A 14982-nucleotide genomic window follows, 5' to 3' on the forward strand; every position below is an offset into this window, starting at 1 on the left:
TTTGCCGTAAATCACCATCGTTGCGTGCATCCAATGAGGGTCCACCGCAGTCGCATCGGCTGCGGCTGGCGGATCTTCGAGGAGTGATACATGGCGGCCAAGAGGAAGACCCCGGCCACGGCGGTGGTGTGCGCAAGTGTGGTCCTTGCACTCGCGGGCTGCTCCCACGACAGGGAGATCAAGGCCAAGGGTGCGGCGGGTGAAGGGCAGCAGCCCGCGGCCGCGAGGACCGGCGCGGCGGGCGATCCGTTCAAGGGCCTGAGCGCCGACCAGATCGCGGACAAGGCGCTGGCGGCGACGAAGCAGGCGACGTCGCTGCGGATGGCGGGGGCGATCGAGAGCGGCGGCTCACCGGTGTCGCTCGATCTCGCGATGACCGCCGAGGGGGACTGCACCGGCCGACTGGGCGTCAAGAACGGCCGCGCCGAGCTCCGCCGGGTCAGTAACGTCATGTACATGAAAGGGGACGACGCCTTCTGGCGCGCCTCCATGAGCGAGAGTGCCTCCGCCTCCCCGGGCGCCGGTGACGACACCGTCGTCGAGCTGCTGAAGGGCCGCTGGATCAAGATGCCCGACGACGCGGTCGAGGACATGCGTGGCCTGTGCGACCTCGACCGGATGCTCGCCGAACTGGACGAGAACAAGGCGGAGCGCACGGACATGACGCGGGGGAAGGACACCGAGATCGACGGAGTTCCGGCAGCGACTTTGGTGAAGAGGAAGGGCAAGCAGACGACGACCGTCCACGTCGCCGAGGAGGGCAAGCCGTACCTGCTGAGGGTCGTCAAGGCGGGCGGCGGCGAACCGGGCGCGATCGAACTCTCGGACCACAACAAACCGGTGAAGGTCCAGGCACCGCCCGCGGACGAGGTGTTCGACCTGGAGAAGCTGGCCGGTACGGCAGATCCCGGCGAGAGCACGGCGGGCATGGCAGCCGGCTCGGCGGGCGACGGAACCGACGCCGCCACGGAGTCGGGTACGGAAGCCGGAACCGAGTCCTCAGAGTCCGCCCGACCCGCCGACGGGGCGAACGGGTCGCCGCGGTGACCGGGTCCGTTCAGGACACCGGTTCCGGCCCCGGCGCGGACGGCGACACGAGCGGTTCCTGACCCGCACCGTCCGCCGGGGCCGAGGGGGGCCATCGCTGTCGGTGGTCCCCATTAGCCTCTCTGGGGTGACCGCACGCATCACCGACCCCGAGCAGCTCAAAGAGCTCCTCGGCATCCCCTTCACTCCGGAGCAGACGGCCTGCATCACCGCGCCGCCCGCCCCGCAGGTCATCGTGGCCGGAGCCGGTTCGGGGAAGACGACGGTCATGGCGGCACGGGTGGTGTGGCTCGTGGGCACCGGCCGGGTCGCCCCCGAGCAGGTCCTCGGTCTCACGTTCACCAACAAGGCGGCCGGCGAACTCGCCGAGCGAGTGCGCACCGCGCTCGTACGGGCGGGCGTGACGGATCCCGACGCCTTCGACCCGGGCAGTCCCTCCGGCGCCCCCGGCGGGGCGACGCCGCCGGGCGAGCCCAGGATCTCCACGTACCACGCGTTCGCCGGACAGCTGCTGACCGACCACGGCCTGCGCATAGGCCTCGAACCGACCGCGCGGCTGCTCGCCGACGCCACCCGCTACCAGCTCGCCGCGCGTGTGCTGCGCGAGGCGCCGGGGCCGTATCCCGCACTCACCCGGTCCTTCCCCTCCCTCGTCAGCGACCTCCTCGCCCTCGACGCCGAGCTCGCCGAGCACCTGGTGCGCCCCGAGCAGCTAGCGGCGTACGACGCTGAGCTCCTGCGCACCCTCGCGTCGGCGCGCCTGAGCAACGCCGATCTGCGCAAGGTCCCCGAGGCGGCCGCCGCCCGCCGGGAGCTGCTCGATCTGACCATCCGCTACCGCGCGGCGAAGCGGGAGCGCGATCTGCTCGACTTCGGCGACCAGATCGCGCTCTCCGCCGAGCTGGCACTCACCCGCCCCGAGGTCGGCTCGATCCTCAGGGACGAGTTCCGTGTCGTCCTGCTCGACGAGTACCAGGACACCTCCGTGGCCCAGCGCCTTCTGCTCTCGGGCCTGTTCGGGCATGGCACGGGCCATGCGGTCACCGCGGTCGGCGACCCGTGCCAGGCGATCTACGGATGGCGTGGCGCGTCCGTCGCCAATCTGGACGACTTCCCGCTCCACTTCCCGTTCTCCGACGGCACGCCCGCCACCCGCTTCTCGCTCAGCGAGAACCGCCGCAGCGGCGGCAGGCTGCTCCACCTCGCCAACGAGCTGGCGACCCCGCTGCGCGCCATGCACGAGGGCGTCGAGGCGCTCCGCCCCGCCCCAGGGGCGGAGCGCGACGGCAGCGTGCGCTGCGCCCTGCTGCCCACACACGCCGAGGAGATCGAGTGGCTCGCCGACTCGATCGCCCATCTGGTGCGCACGGGCAAGGAGCCCGGCGAGATCGCCGTCCTGTGCCGTACCGCCGGGGACTTCCCCGAGATCCAGGGCGCGCTGGTCGCCCGTGACATCCCGGTGGAAGTCGTCGGCCTCTCGGGCCTGCTGCATCTGCCCGAGGTCGCCGACCTGGTCGCGGTGTGCGAGGTGCTGCAGGACCCGGGCGCCAACGCCTCGCTCGTACGCCTCCTGACCGGCCCGCGCTGGCGCATCGGGGCCCGCGACCTGGCGCTGCTCGGACGCCGGGCACGGCTGCTGGTGCACCGCGCGGGCGGGGCGGACGACGATCCCGACCAGCGACTTGCCGCCGCGGTGGAGGGCATCGACCCGGCGGAGGTCGTCTCGCTGGCCGACGCACTGGACACGTTCCTGGAGCCGGGCGGCGGCGAGGACGACGGTCTGTCGTTCTCGGCCGACGCCAGGGTCCGGTTCGCCCGCCTCGCCGCCGAACTGCGTGACCTGCGGCGCTCGCTCGCCGACCCCCTGATGGACGTGCTGCACCGGGTGCTGTCCACCACAGGGCTCGAGGTCGAACTGTCCGCGTCCCCCCACGCCCTCGCCGCCCGCCGCCGCGAGACCCTCGCCAACTTCATGGACGTCGCCGCAGGCTTCGCCGCGCTCGACGGGGAGGCGACCCTGCTCGCCTTCCTCGGGTTCCTGCGGACGGCCGCGCAGTACGAAAAGGGTCTGGACAACGCCCTCCCGGGCGGCGAGAACACCGTCAAGGTCCTCACCGCGCACAAGTCCAAGGGCCTGGAATGGGATGTCGTCGCCGTCCCAGGTCTGGTCGCCAAGCACTTCCCCAACGACCAGGCACGCGAGGCCTGGACGTCCCAGTCGAAGGTGCTGCCGCATGCGCTGCGGGGCGACACCGACACCCTCCCGGACGTCGGGTCCTGGGACGCGAAGGGCCTCAGGTCCTTCAAGGAGTCGATGAAGGACCACCAGCACACGGAGGAACTGCGCCTCGGCTACGTGACCTTCACCCGCCCGCGCTCCCTCCTCCTCGGCTCCGCCCACTGGTGGGGCCCCAGCCAGAAGCGCCGCCGCGGACCGTCCGCGTTCCTCCAGGAGCTGTACGACCACTGCGTCCAGGGCCACGGCGAGATCGAGGTCTGGGCGGAGGAACCGGCGGAGGACGCGGAGAACCCGGCGCTGCACACCGCGACCGCCGATCTCGCGTGGCCGCTGCCTCTGGACGCGCTCTCCCTCACCCGCCGCCGGGCCGCCGCGGACACGGTCCTGGCACACCTGGCCTCGTTGACATCCGCGCCGCCGGAAGCGGAAGCGGATGTGGCAGCGAAACCGGAACCGGAGCCTGTCCCGGTGTCCTCGGACGACTGGGACTGGCCGACGGACCCCCCGCCGGACGAGGAGCCACCACCCCCCTTCGACGACCCCGGGCCCGCGACCCCGATCCCGTTTCCCCACCAGCAGACCGGCCCTGCCGAACCGCCGCCACCCGCGGAAGCGCCCGCGCCCCGCCGCGGAGCGGGGGACCTCACGCCCGAGGACGCGCGGACCATCGCTTCCTGGGACCGTGACCTCGACGCGCTCACCGGCGAGCTCCGCCGCACCCGCGCCGCCGTCCGCGACGTCCTGCTGCCACGCTCCCTCTCCGCCTCACAGCTGCTGCGTCTTGCCGCAGACCCCGACGGCTTCGCCCACGAACTCGCCCGCCCGATGCCCCGCGCGCCGCACCCGGCGGCGCGCCGCGGCACCCGCTTCCATGCCTGGGTGGAGTCGCGTTTCGAGGAGCTGCCGCTGCCCATGCTGGGGCCCGACGAGCTGCCCGGCGGCGCCGACGAGCACGACATCGCCGACGAGCAGGACCTCGCCGCGCTCAAGGAGGCGTTCGAGCGCACCGAGTTCGCCCGCCGCACCCCGTACCGCGTCGAGGCGGCCTTCCAGACCACCCTCGCGGGCCGCGTCGTCCGGGGCCGTATCGACGCCGTGTACCGGACGGGTGAGGAGACGTACGAGATCGTCGACTGGAAGACCGCCCGCCAGGGCACCGCCGACCCCCTCCAGCTCGCCGTCTATCGCGTCGCCTGGGCCGAGCAGCTGGGCCTACCGCTCGAAGCGGTGAGCGCCGCCTTCGTCTTCGTCCGCAGTGGGGAGACCGTCAGACCCGAGGCGCTGCCCGACCGTGCGGGGCTGGAGCGGATCCTGCTGGGTGGGACGGCCGACCGGCCGGGGACCGGTGCCCGTTAGGCTCGTGAGCATGAGCGACACCCCGGACAGCGCCGTCCGTACGTACATCGAGCAGCACCGCGCCGCTTTCGTCGACGACCTCGTCGCATGGCTGCGCATCCCGTCGGTTTCGGCGCAGCCCGAGCACGCCGACGACGTCCGGCGCAGCGCCGACTGGCTCGCGGCCGCACTCAAGGACACCGGCTTCCCCGTCACCGAGATCTGGCCGACGCCCGGCGCCCCCGCGGTCTTCGCCGAGTGGCCGTCCGGCGACACGCACGCGCCCACGGTGCTCGTCTACGGTCACCACGACGTCCAGCCCGCCACCCGCGAGGACGGCTGGCACACCGAACCCTTCGAGCCGAGCATCGTCAACGGCCGGCTCTACGCCAGGGGCGCGGCGGACGACAAGGGCCAGGTGTTCTTCCACACCCTGGGTGTCCGCGCCCATCTCGCCGCCGGCGGCCGCACCGCACCCGCCGTCAACCTCAAGCTGCTGATCGAGGGCGAGGAGGAGTCCGGCTCGCCGCACTTCCGCGCCCTCGTCGAGCAGCACGCGGACCGTCTCGCCGCCGACGTGGTGATCGTCTCCGACACCGGGATGTGGTCGGAGACAACGCCCACCGTCTGCACCGGGATGCGTGGCCTCGCCGACTGCGAGATCACGCTCCACGGTCCCGACCAGGACATCCACTCCGGTTCGTTCGGCGGCGCCGTCCCCAACCCGGCCACGGTCGCCGCCCGCCTCGTCGCCGCGCTGCACGACGAGGACGAGCACGTGACCGTGCCCGGCTTCTACGACGGGATCGTGCCGCTCACCGATGCCGAGCGCGAACTGTTCGCCGAACTCCCCTTCGACGAGGAGTCGTGGCTGCGCACCGCCAAATCCCACGGCACTCTGGGCGAAGCCGGATACTCCACCCTGGAACGCATCTGGGCCCGCCCGACCGCCGAGGTCAACGGCATCGCAGGCGGCTACCAGGGAGAGGGCGGCAAGACGATCGTCCCCTCGTCGGCGATGGTGAAGCTGTCGTTCCGTCTGGTCGCCGGACAGGAACCGGACAAGATCGAACGGGCCGTCGCCGACTGGGTCGCCGCCCGCATTCCCTCCGGCGTGCGCCACGAGATCGTCTTCGGTGCCGCCACCCGCCCCTGTCTGACCCCGCTCGACCACCCGGCCCTGCAGTCCGTCGTACGGGCCATGGCCCGCGCCTTCGACGGCGAGAAGATCCGCTTCACCCGCGAGGGAGGCTCCGGCCCGGCCGCGGACCTGCAGGACGTGCTCGCCGCTCCCGTCCTCTTTCTGGGCATCTCCGTGCCGTCCGACGGCTGGCACGCACCGAACGAGAAGGTCGAGCTGGACCTGCTCCTCAAGGGCGTGGAGGCGACCGCTCACCTGTGGGGCGACCTGGCCGAATCCCTTCGCTGAGCCGACAACCATCCACCCGGGGGAGTTGGAAGAACAACGTGAGCACCGACAGCTACGCCGCCGCAGACCGTCCCATCGCTCTCACCGCGCCGAGCGGCATCGACCGCGAAGCCCACAACCGTCTCGACGAGGCATGGCTCGCGGCGGCGTGGAGCCACCCCACGACGCGGGTCTTCGTCGTCTCCGGCGGTCAGGCATTGATCGACGACACCCCCGACGGCCGCACCGAACTGGTCATGACCCCGGCCTTCGAGGCTCCCGTCACCGAGACCCATCGCTACTTCCTCGGCACCGACGAGGACGGGGTGCGCTACTTCGCGCTCCAGAAGGACACACTGCCCGGACGCATGGACCAGTCAGCGCGCCCCGCGGGGCTGCGCGAGGCCGGACTGCTGCTGTCGCCGCGGGACGCGGGGCTGCTGGTGCACGCCGTCGCACTCGAGAACTGGCAGCGGCTCCACCGCTTCTGCTCGCGCTGCGGCGAGCGCACCGTGATTGCCGCCGCCGGTCACATCCGCCGCTGCCAGGCCTGCGGCGCCGAGCACTACCCGCGCACCGACCCGGCCGTGATCATGCTGGTCACGGACGAGAAGGACCGCGCGCTGCTGGGCCGCCAGGTGCACTGGCCCGAGGGGCGCTTCTCGACGCTCGCCGGCTTCGTGGAGCCGGGGGAGGCGATCGAACAGTCCGTTCGCCGGGAGGTACGCGAGGAGGTCGGCGTCACCGTCGGCGAGGTGCAGTACATCGCCAGCCAGCCGTGGCCGTTCCCGTCGAGCCTCATGCTCGGCTTCACCGCCCGCGCCACGTCGTCCGAGATCGAGGTGGACGGCGAGGAGATCCACGAGGCGCGCTGGTTCTCGCGGGACGAACTGCGAGCCGCCTTCGAGTCCGGGGAAGTGCTGCCGCCCTACGGCATCTCGATCGCCGCACGCCTCATCGAGCTCTGGTACGGCAAGCCGCTCCCGAGGCCGGGAGACGTCTGACGTCGGACCGGCGCCCCGCGCTGCGGGTGGGTCGTACAGAAGGCCCCGGGCTCGGAGCCCGGGGCCTTTCCTGTGTTCCGCGCTCGCGACCTCAGGCGCCGAGAGCCTGCTTGACCTGGGCGAGAGAGGGGTTGGTCATGACGACGTCCGCGCCACCGCCGACGGGAACGACCTGGACGGTCGGCACTGTCTGATTGCCACCATTGGCCTTCTCGACGAAGGCGGCCGACTCCGGGTCCAGCTCGATGTTGACCTCGGTGTAGGCGATGCCCTCGCGGTCCATCTGGCTCTTCAGCCGACGGCAGTATCCGCACCAGGTGGTGCTGTACATCGTCACAGTGCCCTGCATCGTCTCTAGGCTCCTCAGCTCGCGGGGTGCGTGTTCACCTCGGGCTAGAACGTATGCGACCCCGCCACGATTCCCGCACCCTCCGGGACGTCGGAACACGCATGCGTCCCGGGGCGTCGGGACACGCATGCGTCCCGGGGCGTCGGGACACGCATTCGTACGACCAATAGCGAACCCCTGTGGACAACCGCCGCACCCACCTCCGCCGACCTGGCAGCATGGCGGGGTGACAGCAGCAACGCACTCCTCTCTCTTCCCGCAGGTCCCAGAGTCGGCCGACGCGGTGCTCGACGGGCTCGACCCCGAGCAGCGCGAGGTGGCCACCGCCCTGCACGGTCCGGTGTGCGTGCTGGCCGGCGCCGGCACGGGCAAGACGCGTGCGATCACGCACCGCATCGCGTACGGAGTGCGCGCGGGCATACTCCAGCCCGCCAGTGTGCTCGCCGTCACCTTCACCAACCGCGCGGCCGGCGAGATGCGAGGCCGGCTGCGACAGCTCGGCGCGGGCGGTGTCCAGGCCCGCACCTTCCACTCCGCCGCGCTGCGCCAGCTGCAGTACTTCTGGCCGAAAGCAGTCGGTGGCGACCTGCCCCGGCTGCTCGAGCGCAAGATCCAGCTGGTGGCCGAAGCCGCGGCCCGCTGCCGCATCCGGCTCGACCGCAATGAGCTGCGGGACGTGACCAGCGAGATCGAGTGGGCCAAGGTCACCCAGACCGTGCCCGCCGACTATCCGGCGACGGTCGCCAAATCGCTGCGCGAGGCCCCTCGGGACCCGGCGGAAATCAGCCAGATCTACGGGATGTACGAACAGCTCAAGCGCGACCGCTCGGCGATCGACTTCGAGGACGTGCTGCTGCTCACCGTGGGCATCCTCCAGGATCGCCACGACATCGCCGACCACGTCCGCCGCCAGTACCAGCACTTCGTGGTCGACGAGTACCAGGACGTCAGTCCTCTGCAGCAGCGGCTCCTGGACCTGTGGCTCGGCGACCGCGACAGCCTCTGCGTCGTCGGCGACGCCAGCCAGACCATCTACTCCTTCACCGGCGCCACCCCCGACCACCTGCTGAACTTCCGCACCCGTCACCCCGGGGCCACCGTGGTCAAGCTGGTCCGCGACTACCGCTCCACCCCCCAGGTCGTCCATCTCGCCAACGGACTGCTCGGCCAGGCCCGCGGCCGTGCGGCCGAGCACCGCCTCGAACTGGTCTCGCAGCGCGACCCCGGCCCCGAGCCCGCCTACGTCGAGTACGGCGACGAGCCCGCCGAGGCCGAGGGCACCGCCCGGCGGATCCGCGACCTCATCGCGGACGGCGTCCCGGCCGGTGAGATCGCCGTGCTGTACCGGATCAACGCCCAGTCCGAGGTCTACGAGCAGGCCCTGGCCGACGCGGGCGTTCCGTACCAGCTGCGTGGCGCCGAGCGATTCTTCGAGCGCCAGGAGGTGCGGGAGGCCGGCATCGCCCTGCGCGGCGCCGCCCGCGCAGGGGGCAACGACTCCTTGCTCGACGACGCGGAGGACCTGCCTGCCCAGGTGCGTGCCGTGCTCTCCACCAAGGGCTGGACCACGGAGCCCCCTGCCGGATCGGGCGCGGTGCGCGACCGCTGGGAGTCGCTGGCGGCGCTCGTCCGTCTCGCCCAGGACTTCGCGCGGGCCAAGCCGTCGGCGACCCTGTCGGATCTGGTCGCCGAGCTGGACGAGCGTGCCGCCGCGCAGCACGCCCCCACCGTCCAGGGCGTCACCCTCGCGTCCCTGCACTCGGCCAAGGGCCTGGAGTGGGACGCGGTGTTCCTGGTCGGTCTCACCGAGGGCATGATGCCGATCACCTACGCCAAGACCGACGAGCAGGTGGAGGAGGAGCGTCGACTCCTCTACGTCGGCGTCACGCGCGCCCGGCTCCACCTGTGCCTCTCCTGGGCACTGTCCCGTTCCCCCGGCGGCCGCGCCTCGCGCCGCCCCAGCCGCTTCCTGAACGGGCTGCGCCCGGGCTCGGCAGCAGCCGGCGCCCGCACGGCCGGAGGCGCCGGCGGAATCGAGCGCGGCGGCAGCCGCCGCAAGCGGCGGGGGCCCGTGCTGTGCCGGGTCTGCGGCAAGACCCTCACCGATGCCGGCGAGATGAAGCTGATGCGCTGCGAGGACTGCCCCTCGGACATGGACGAGGCGCTGTACGAGCGGCTGCGCGAGTGGCGCTCGGACCGGGCGAAGGAGCTGGGGCAGCCCGCGTACTGCGTGTTCACCGACAAGACCCTGATGGCGATCGCGGAGTCCGTGCCGGACAGTGAGGGCGAGCTGGCCGGGATCTCCGGGGTCGGGGGACGCAAGCTCGAACGCTTCGGAGCGGATGTGCTGGCGATCTGCGCAGGTCAGGAGCCCGAGGCGGCCGCCGAGGACGACTGATACAAACTCGTCGAAAAAATAGTTTGCGCACGCCCATGCAAGCCCCATAGGTTCTTAACCACGAGAACAGCGGCTTCTCTGAAGCCCTGTCCTCGTGCTGTACTTATCCGAATACCGTGACCGGCCTGTCCGGTCCCCGAGACGCCGAGAGGAGGCGATTCCAGTGATCAGCATCAAGACCAGCTTCATCAGCACCGCCAAAATGACCGATCGCTCGGTCGCCTCCGCCTGCTCGCTCGGCTTCTCCTCGGCGTTCATCGGCACCGGTCTGTCCGGCATCTCTGCCGTGCTTCCCATGCCTGGTCTGGGCGGTCTCCCCGTCCTGGAGCGCAATGAGCGACCGACCAAGGCACTGGAAGCAGGAGTAGCAGCGGCAGAGGCTCGGACCTATGCCTTTGCGGCCAGTGCCGAGACCAAGCAGCAGACGACGCAGCACCACTCGAAGTGGGCCTTCCGCGGGCTCGAACCCTGGAGTGATCCAGCCTGATCCAGATCAGGCCGGCGCCTTCAGGGCCGCGGAACCCCACCAGGGATCCGCGGCCCTTCTGTTTTCCCCAAACGGGATCACAGGGCGAAGGGGCCTCGGGACCAGTAGCACCCGGTACCAGCAGCCAACCGGCCGACCGGCCGGCACAAACAGACGAGGAACAACACACCGTGCAACTCGAAGCGCACGCCCCGTCCGTACCGCCTTCCCAGCCGATCTCCCCGCCCGTTCCCACCGAGGATTCCGCCTTGACTCCCCTCACCGCGCTGACCGCGCTCGACGACGCCATCGAGAACCTCGGCGTACCCGTCCCCTGCCGTTCCTACGACCCGGAGGTCTTCTTCGCCGAGTCGCCGGCCGATGTCGAGTACGCCAAGTCCCTCTGCCGTACCTGCCCGCTGGTCGAGGCCTGCCTCGCCGGTGCCAAGGAGCGGCGTGAGCCGTGGGGCGTCTGGGGTGGCGAGCTGTTCGTCCAGGGTGTCGTCGTCGCTCGCAAGCGGCCGCGTGGCCGCCCGCGCAAGAACCCGGTCGCGGCATGACCGCCATCGGAACCATCGACCGACCCGTCACGCACGATCCCCAGAAGCAGGCCCCGATGTCCACTTCCACGAGCGAGCCGTCAGGCTCCGCCACCCCAGCTGTCACCACCATCGGCGCGACCGCCTCGCGCCAGAACAGGACCCGCGAGATGCAACTCATCCCAGAAGCCCTGGCACGTGCGCATATGCACGACCGCCTGCGTGAAGCCGAGGCGGAACGCCAGGCCGTGCGCCTGATCGCCGCCCAGCGCCTGCAGCGCCGCGCCGAGCGCGTGTCGATGCGTGCCCGTCGCGCGCTGGCCATGGCCGTCATGAACTGACAACACACGCTGTCCCCGCGGGGGCCGGTCCGAACGGACCGGCCCCCGCGGTGCGTTGCCCGCGCGGCCGGCTCCGGGCAGAGGTATCGTCGCGAGGTGGACCAGGACAGGACCTCTCGGCCCGGACAGCAGGGCGAGAAGCCGCAGGATGCCGAGAGCACCGAATGCGCCGGCTGCGGCGCGATCGCCGAGGGCACGCCACCGACCTGGACCTGCTCGGTGGAGAACGGCGTCCGTCAGTACCTGTGCCAGGAGTGCGCCCGCGCCAACATCAGGTCGATCGAAGGCAGGCTGGACTCGTCCTGGTGGTGAGTGCGGCCGCCGATCACCGGCTCGAGCGCCGGTAGGGCGTCAGGCCCCTGCCTCCACCGCCGCGTCCGCGTCTCCCGCTCCGTCGTGGCCCGCGTCCCCGTCGGCCCAGGTCTCCTCCTCCGATGCCAGGAAGCCGGGCAGCCACGCCTCCAGCTCCTCGCGCAGGCGCACGGACGCGTTCAGCTGACAGAGCACGCCGATCGTGCTCAGCGTCACGCGGTGTATCAGCAGATACGAGGGCGGCAGATTGAGCTGCTTGCCCAACTGGTGGGCGGGGGAGCGGATGTCCGCGATCCGGGCGGCCTGGGTGCGCATCCAGCCACGGGTGAACGTGAACTCGTCGACCTCGGCCGGCTCGATGATCGGAAGCAGGTAGTCGAGCACCGCGTCCGGGTCGAGATCGATGGTCTCCTTGACGAAGCCTTCCTCGCACAGCAGTTGATAGACCGCCTCCGCCTCGCCGTCCAGGGTCATGCGCAGGCATTCGCCGATGGTCGCCGGCAGACCGTCCTGCAGCCGGTCCACCGTGCCGAAGTCCAGCACGCCGAGCCTCAGGTCCCCGCTGCCCTCGCCGCTCTCGCCCGGCAGCAGCCGGAAGTTCCCGGGGTGCGGGTCGGCGTGCAGCAGACCCGTACGCGCGGGACCGGAGAAGAGGAACCGTGCCAGCAGTTGGCCCGCGCGGTCACGCTCCTCTTCCGTGCCGCCCGCGATCACTTCGGCGAGCGGTATTCCCTCGATCCACTCCGTCACCAGCACCTGGTCGCGTTGGTGGACCACATCCGGCACGACCACGTCAGGGTCGTCGGCGAACTCGGCCGCGTGCGCGCGCTGGGCATCGGCCTCCAGTTCGTAGTCCAGCTCTTCGGAGACCCTGTCGCGCAGTTCGGCGATCAGCGGCTTGATGTCCATGCCGGGGATCAGCGGCCCCAGCAGCTTGGCGAAGCGGCTCAGCTGGGTGAGGTCCGACAGCAGGGCGTCTCCCGCGCCCGGGTACTGCACTTTGACGGCGACTTCGCGTCCGTCGTGCCACACAGCGCGATGCACCTGGCCGATGGAGGCGGCGGCCGCGGGCTTGTCCTCGAAGCTGAGGAACAGCTCGCGCCATTCCTCACCGAGACGCTCCTCCAGCACGGAGTGAACGGTGCGCGTCGGCATCGGGGGCGCGGCGTCCTGAAGCCTGGTCAGCGCGGCGCGGTAGGGGCCGGCGACCTCCTCGGGGAGCGCGGACTCGAAGACGGACATCGCCTGCCCGAACTTCATCGCGCCTCCCTTCAGCTCGCCGAGGACCTTGAACAGCTGTTCCGCGGTGCGCTGTTGCAGCTCACGGGCCACGATCTCGGCGGACTTGCCGCCGATCCGTTTGCCGAGGCCCCAGGTGGCACGGCCGGCGAAGCCCAGAGGCAGCGCGGCCAACTTGGCGGTCCGGGTGACCGCCTTGCGGGGAAGATCAGACATACGCCCCTCCAAATCCCAGCCGGCCTGCCGCATGTGCCTTACGGCATTGCTCCGTTGACGGCAGTTGCCCGGTCATTGTCTCGTGTGTCGGATCCGAACCCGATGTGTGCCCCCTCTCAGTTCTCCCCGCGGCACCGCAAGGGCAGTCGGAGTGGGGCGTGATCCGTTCCGGCAGCCACTGCAGGGACGGGAGCGACACCTCCCAGCGGCAGTCGGTGCTCGCCGGCACGTGACCGTCGAGGTAGGACAGGGCATGGCAGGCGGCGAGCCCCGCAACCGTCGTCGCCAGGGCGACGTCGCAGGCGAGAGGCACCGCTCCGCGCCGCCCGCCGGACCGCCACTGGGCGAGCAGCATCGCCCCGGCCGGGTCCCGCTCCGTCCGGCCCTGCTCCAGACAGCCCGCGCACGCCGTGCTTCCGGGCACCACGAGCGGGCCGACCACGCCGGTGGCCTCGACAACTCCGGCGTACAGATGGGGAATCCCGCCGGCGATCCAGTCCTCGGCGAGCGGTGGCGCGGGTGCGTACGCGCCGAGTCCGTCGCGCGGTGTCACCACGACGAGGGACAGGCCAGGCTCGCTTCCGCCCGGATCCTTCATCTCACCGGCCCGTGGAGGGCGGTCGGGTGCGCAGCGGCGCACCAGTCGGCGCGCGGCCGTGTCGCGCCGCTCCCCGACCTCCTCGGCGGGCAGAGCACCGGGTGCCACGTCGCCCGGCTCCGTGCGGCCGCCGTCCATGACATCGACCCTGCCCACACCGGCAGCGGAGAGCGTCGCGGCAACCAGTGCCCCGACCCGGCCGGCGCCCCGCACCTGGACCCGTATGGCGCGCCGGGCGGCCAGGTGGCCCAACGCGCCGCCCGGTTCGGGATGAAGCAGGGACAGCGATGCCAGATCGGGACGCAACCGGTCGAGGGCGGCGCTCCTCCTGCGCAGTCCGTCGAGGCCCGGGCCCTCGGCCGTCGGGTCGTCGAGGAGCCCCGCGGCCGCCAGTCGGTCGATCAGCGCATCGGCCCTGCCGTCCGGCAGGCCCATGGCCCGGGCCTCCGAGCGCACCAGCTCGAGCCCGCGTGTGCCGTCGAGCAGCTCGATGAGCGAGCCGGTCGCGGTGTCCAGCGGTCCCACTGTCACGGCGTGTGCCGGTGTCACGCCGAATTGCACGGACCGGCGGTCCCGCCAAGCCCGCCGCAGGGCAGGCTTCATCATCGGATGCATATCCGCTCCCCGTTCCCCCGTGAGCATTTCGATCTTCGGTACCTGATGCGCCGAAGCCAGGTCGGACACCCGTCGCCGGGCGTTCTCCGAACCGTTGTCAGAATGACGGTTCGCGCGGAAGTGTGTGAAAAGTTGTCCACAGGCGCGGGGTATTAGTCGTTCAAATCGTGCAGCCATGGAGTGGATCAAGGGAGAACCGTTCACGGGACGGGACTTCCCACACTGACAGCGGGTAACGTCGGGGCGTGCCCGTCGACCCATCCCCGCGTGTCACCGGGGAGACCTCAGCGCGCGGCGCGGGAACCACGCAGCGAAGCGCGACACGTCCCCCGCACCGCGGGTCGGCCACGAGTGCGGTCGAGGTCCGCAGGAGTGCCCGGCGCAGCAGAACCGTCTCCGCATACCGCGAAGGCGACCGCACCATCGTGCTGATCCCTGCCCGGATGTCCGAGGCCGAGGAGCGGCGGTGGGTGGGCGTGATGCTGGACAAGCTCGCGGCTCAGGAGAGCAAACGGGTCCTGGGCGACGGCGAACTCTCCGAGCGGGCCCGGCGCTTGTCCGAACAGTACTTCGACGGTCGGGCAAAACCGGCATCCGTGCGGTGGGTGACAAATCAGAACACCCGCTGGGGGTCCTGCACTCCGGCCGAGGGCAGCATCCGGCTCTCGCACCGGCTGCAGGGCATGCCGGAGTACGTCGTCGACTATGTGCTCGTCCATGAGCTGGCCCATCTGCTGGTGCCGGGGCACGGGCCGCGCTTCTGGCGGCTGCTGGAGGCGTACCCCCGTACCGAACGGGCCCGCGGCTACCTCGAAGGGGTCGTCGCGGCCGATCGGCTGCCCCACCTGCCCGCCGCGCGCGAGGACTGATTCGTCG

13 protein-coding genes are annotated in these 14982 nt (G+C 71.2%); 10 read left to right on the plus strand and 3 right to left on the minus strand.

What is annotated here, in order from left to right; all coding sequences use genetic code 11:
* Positions 1-90: 90 nt before the first annotated feature.
* The 4 genes from AC067Z_RS22285 (at position 91) to nudC (ending at position 7033) form a co-directional block, all read left to right on the plus strand.
* The gene (locus AC067Z_RS22285) at positions 91-1047 is read left to right on the plus strand and encodes a hypothetical protein (protein WP_478791318.1); all 957 of its coding nucleotides are present in this window, start codon (positions 91-93) and stop codon (positions 1045-1047) included.
* A 127-nt stretch (positions 1048-1174) separates the two neighbouring features.
* Entirely contained in the window at positions 1175-4642 is a 3468-nt protein-coding gene (locus AC067Z_RS22290; RefSeq protein WP_478791319.1) for an ATP-dependent helicase, read from the plus strand.
* 10 nt (positions 4643-4652) lie between these two features.
* Positions 4653-6050, plus strand: a complete 1398-nt coding sequence (locus tag AC067Z_RS22295) for a dipeptidase (RefSeq protein WP_478791320.1) — start codon at positions 4653-4655, stop codon at positions 6048-6050.
* Positions 6051-6088: 38 nt separating this feature from the next.
* On the plus strand, positions 6089-7033 hold the full coding sequence (gene nudC / locus AC067Z_RS22300) for an NAD(+) diphosphatase (RefSeq protein WP_478791321.1): 945 nt from the start codon (positions 6089-6091) through the stop codon (positions 7031-7033).
* 91 nt (positions 7034-7124) lie between these two features.
* Here nudC and AC067Z_RS22305 read toward each other — a convergent pair whose 3' ends face one another.
* Positions 7125-7382 carry a glutaredoxin domain-containing protein gene (locus AC067Z_RS22305; RefSeq protein ID WP_478791322.1) on the minus strand — a complete coding sequence of 86 codons (258 nt, stop codon included), beginning with the start codon at positions 7380-7382 and terminating at the stop codon, positions 7125-7127.
* 127 nt (positions 7383-7509) lie between these two features.
* On the opposite strand from AC067Z_RS22305, the gene AC067Z_RS22310 reads away from it, so the two are divergent.
* The 5 genes from AC067Z_RS22310 (at position 7510) to AC067Z_RS22330 (ending at position 11438) form a co-directional block, all read left to right on the plus strand.
* Complete coding sequence (locus tag AC067Z_RS22310) at positions 7510-9780, plus strand: ATP-dependent DNA helicase UvrD2 (RefSeq protein ID WP_478791323.1); 2271 nt, start codon at positions 7510-7512, stop codon at positions 9778-9780.
* A 163-nt stretch (positions 9781-9943) separates the two neighbouring features.
* Positions 9944-10267 carry a hypothetical protein gene (locus tag AC067Z_RS22315; protein WP_478791324.1) on the plus strand — a complete coding sequence of 108 codons (324 nt, stop codon included), beginning with the start codon at positions 9944-9946 and terminating at the stop codon, positions 10265-10267.
* Between the two features lie 170 nt (positions 10268-10437).
* Entirely contained in the window at positions 10438-10806 is a 369-nt protein-coding gene (locus AC067Z_RS22320; protein ID WP_478791325.1) for a WhiB family transcriptional regulator, read from the plus strand.
* Positions 10803-11126, plus strand: coding sequence for a hypothetical protein (locus tag AC067Z_RS22325; RefSeq protein ID WP_478791326.1), 324 nt, complete (start codon positions 10803-10805; stop codon positions 11124-11126). Before AC067Z_RS22320 ends, AC067Z_RS22325 begins: the two co-directional genes overlap by 4 nt.
* Before the next feature lie 96 nt (positions 11127-11222).
* Entirely contained in the window at positions 11223-11438 is a 216-nt protein-coding gene (locus AC067Z_RS22330) for a hypothetical protein (RefSeq protein WP_478791327.1), read from the plus strand.
* 39 nt (positions 11439-11477) lie between these two features.
* Here the strand turns inward: AC067Z_RS22330 and AC067Z_RS22335 are convergent, their stop codons facing one another.
* Together AC067Z_RS22335 and AC067Z_RS22340 are read right to left on the minus strand one after the other, a co-directional pair.
* Positions 11478-12893, minus strand: a complete 1416-nt coding sequence (locus AC067Z_RS22335; RefSeq protein ID WP_478791328.1) for an ABC1 kinase family protein — start codon at positions 12891-12893, stop codon at positions 11478-11480.
* Entirely contained in the window at positions 12886-14106 is a 1221-nt protein-coding gene (locus tag AC067Z_RS22340; RefSeq protein ID WP_478791329.1) for a ThiF family adenylyltransferase, read from the minus strand. The genes AC067Z_RS22335 and AC067Z_RS22340 overlap by 8 nt, the downstream gene beginning before the upstream one ends.
* A gap of 245 nt (positions 14107-14351) precedes the next feature.
* Between AC067Z_RS22340 and AC067Z_RS22345 the strand changes: the two genes are divergently transcribed.
* Complete coding sequence (locus AC067Z_RS22345) at positions 14352-14975, plus strand: M48 metallopeptidase family protein (RefSeq protein WP_478791330.1); 624 nt, start codon at positions 14352-14354, stop codon at positions 14973-14975.
* Positions 14976-14982: the final 7 nt, after the last annotated feature.

Source organism: Streptomyces sp. NPDC043812 (genome assembly GCF_056436245.1).

What these genes read in the sequence shown, in the direction of transcription:
- AC067Z_RS22285 (WP_478791318.1), top strand. Translation starts at nt 91, where the DNA reads ATGGCGGCCAAGAGGAAGACCCCGGCCACGGCGGTGGTGTGCGCAAGT.
- AC067Z_RS22295 (WP_478791320.1), top strand. Translation starts at nt 4,653, where the DNA reads ATGAGCGACACCCCGGACAGCGCCGTCCGTACGTACATCGAGCAGCAC.
- AC067Z_RS22305 (WP_478791322.1), bottom strand. Translation starts at nt 7,382, where the DNA reads ATGCAGGGCACTGTGACGATGTACAGCACCACCTGGTGCGGATACTGC.
- AC067Z_RS22310 (WP_478791323.1), top strand. Translation starts at nt 7,510, where the DNA reads ATGCGTCCCGGGGCGTCGGGACACGCATTCGTACGACCAATAGCGAAC.
- AC067Z_RS22325 (WP_478791326.1), top strand. Translation starts at nt 10,803, where the DNA reads ATGACCGCCATCGGAACCATCGACCGACCCGTCACGCACGATCCCCAG.
- AC067Z_RS22335 (WP_478791328.1), bottom strand. Translation starts at nt 12,893, where the DNA reads ATGTCTGATCTTCCCCGCAAGGCGGTCACCCGGACCGCCAAGTTGGCC.
- AC067Z_RS22340 (WP_478791329.1), bottom strand. Translation starts at nt 14,106, where the DNA reads ATGCATCCGATGATGAAGCCTGCCCTGCGGCGGGCTTGGCGGGACCGC.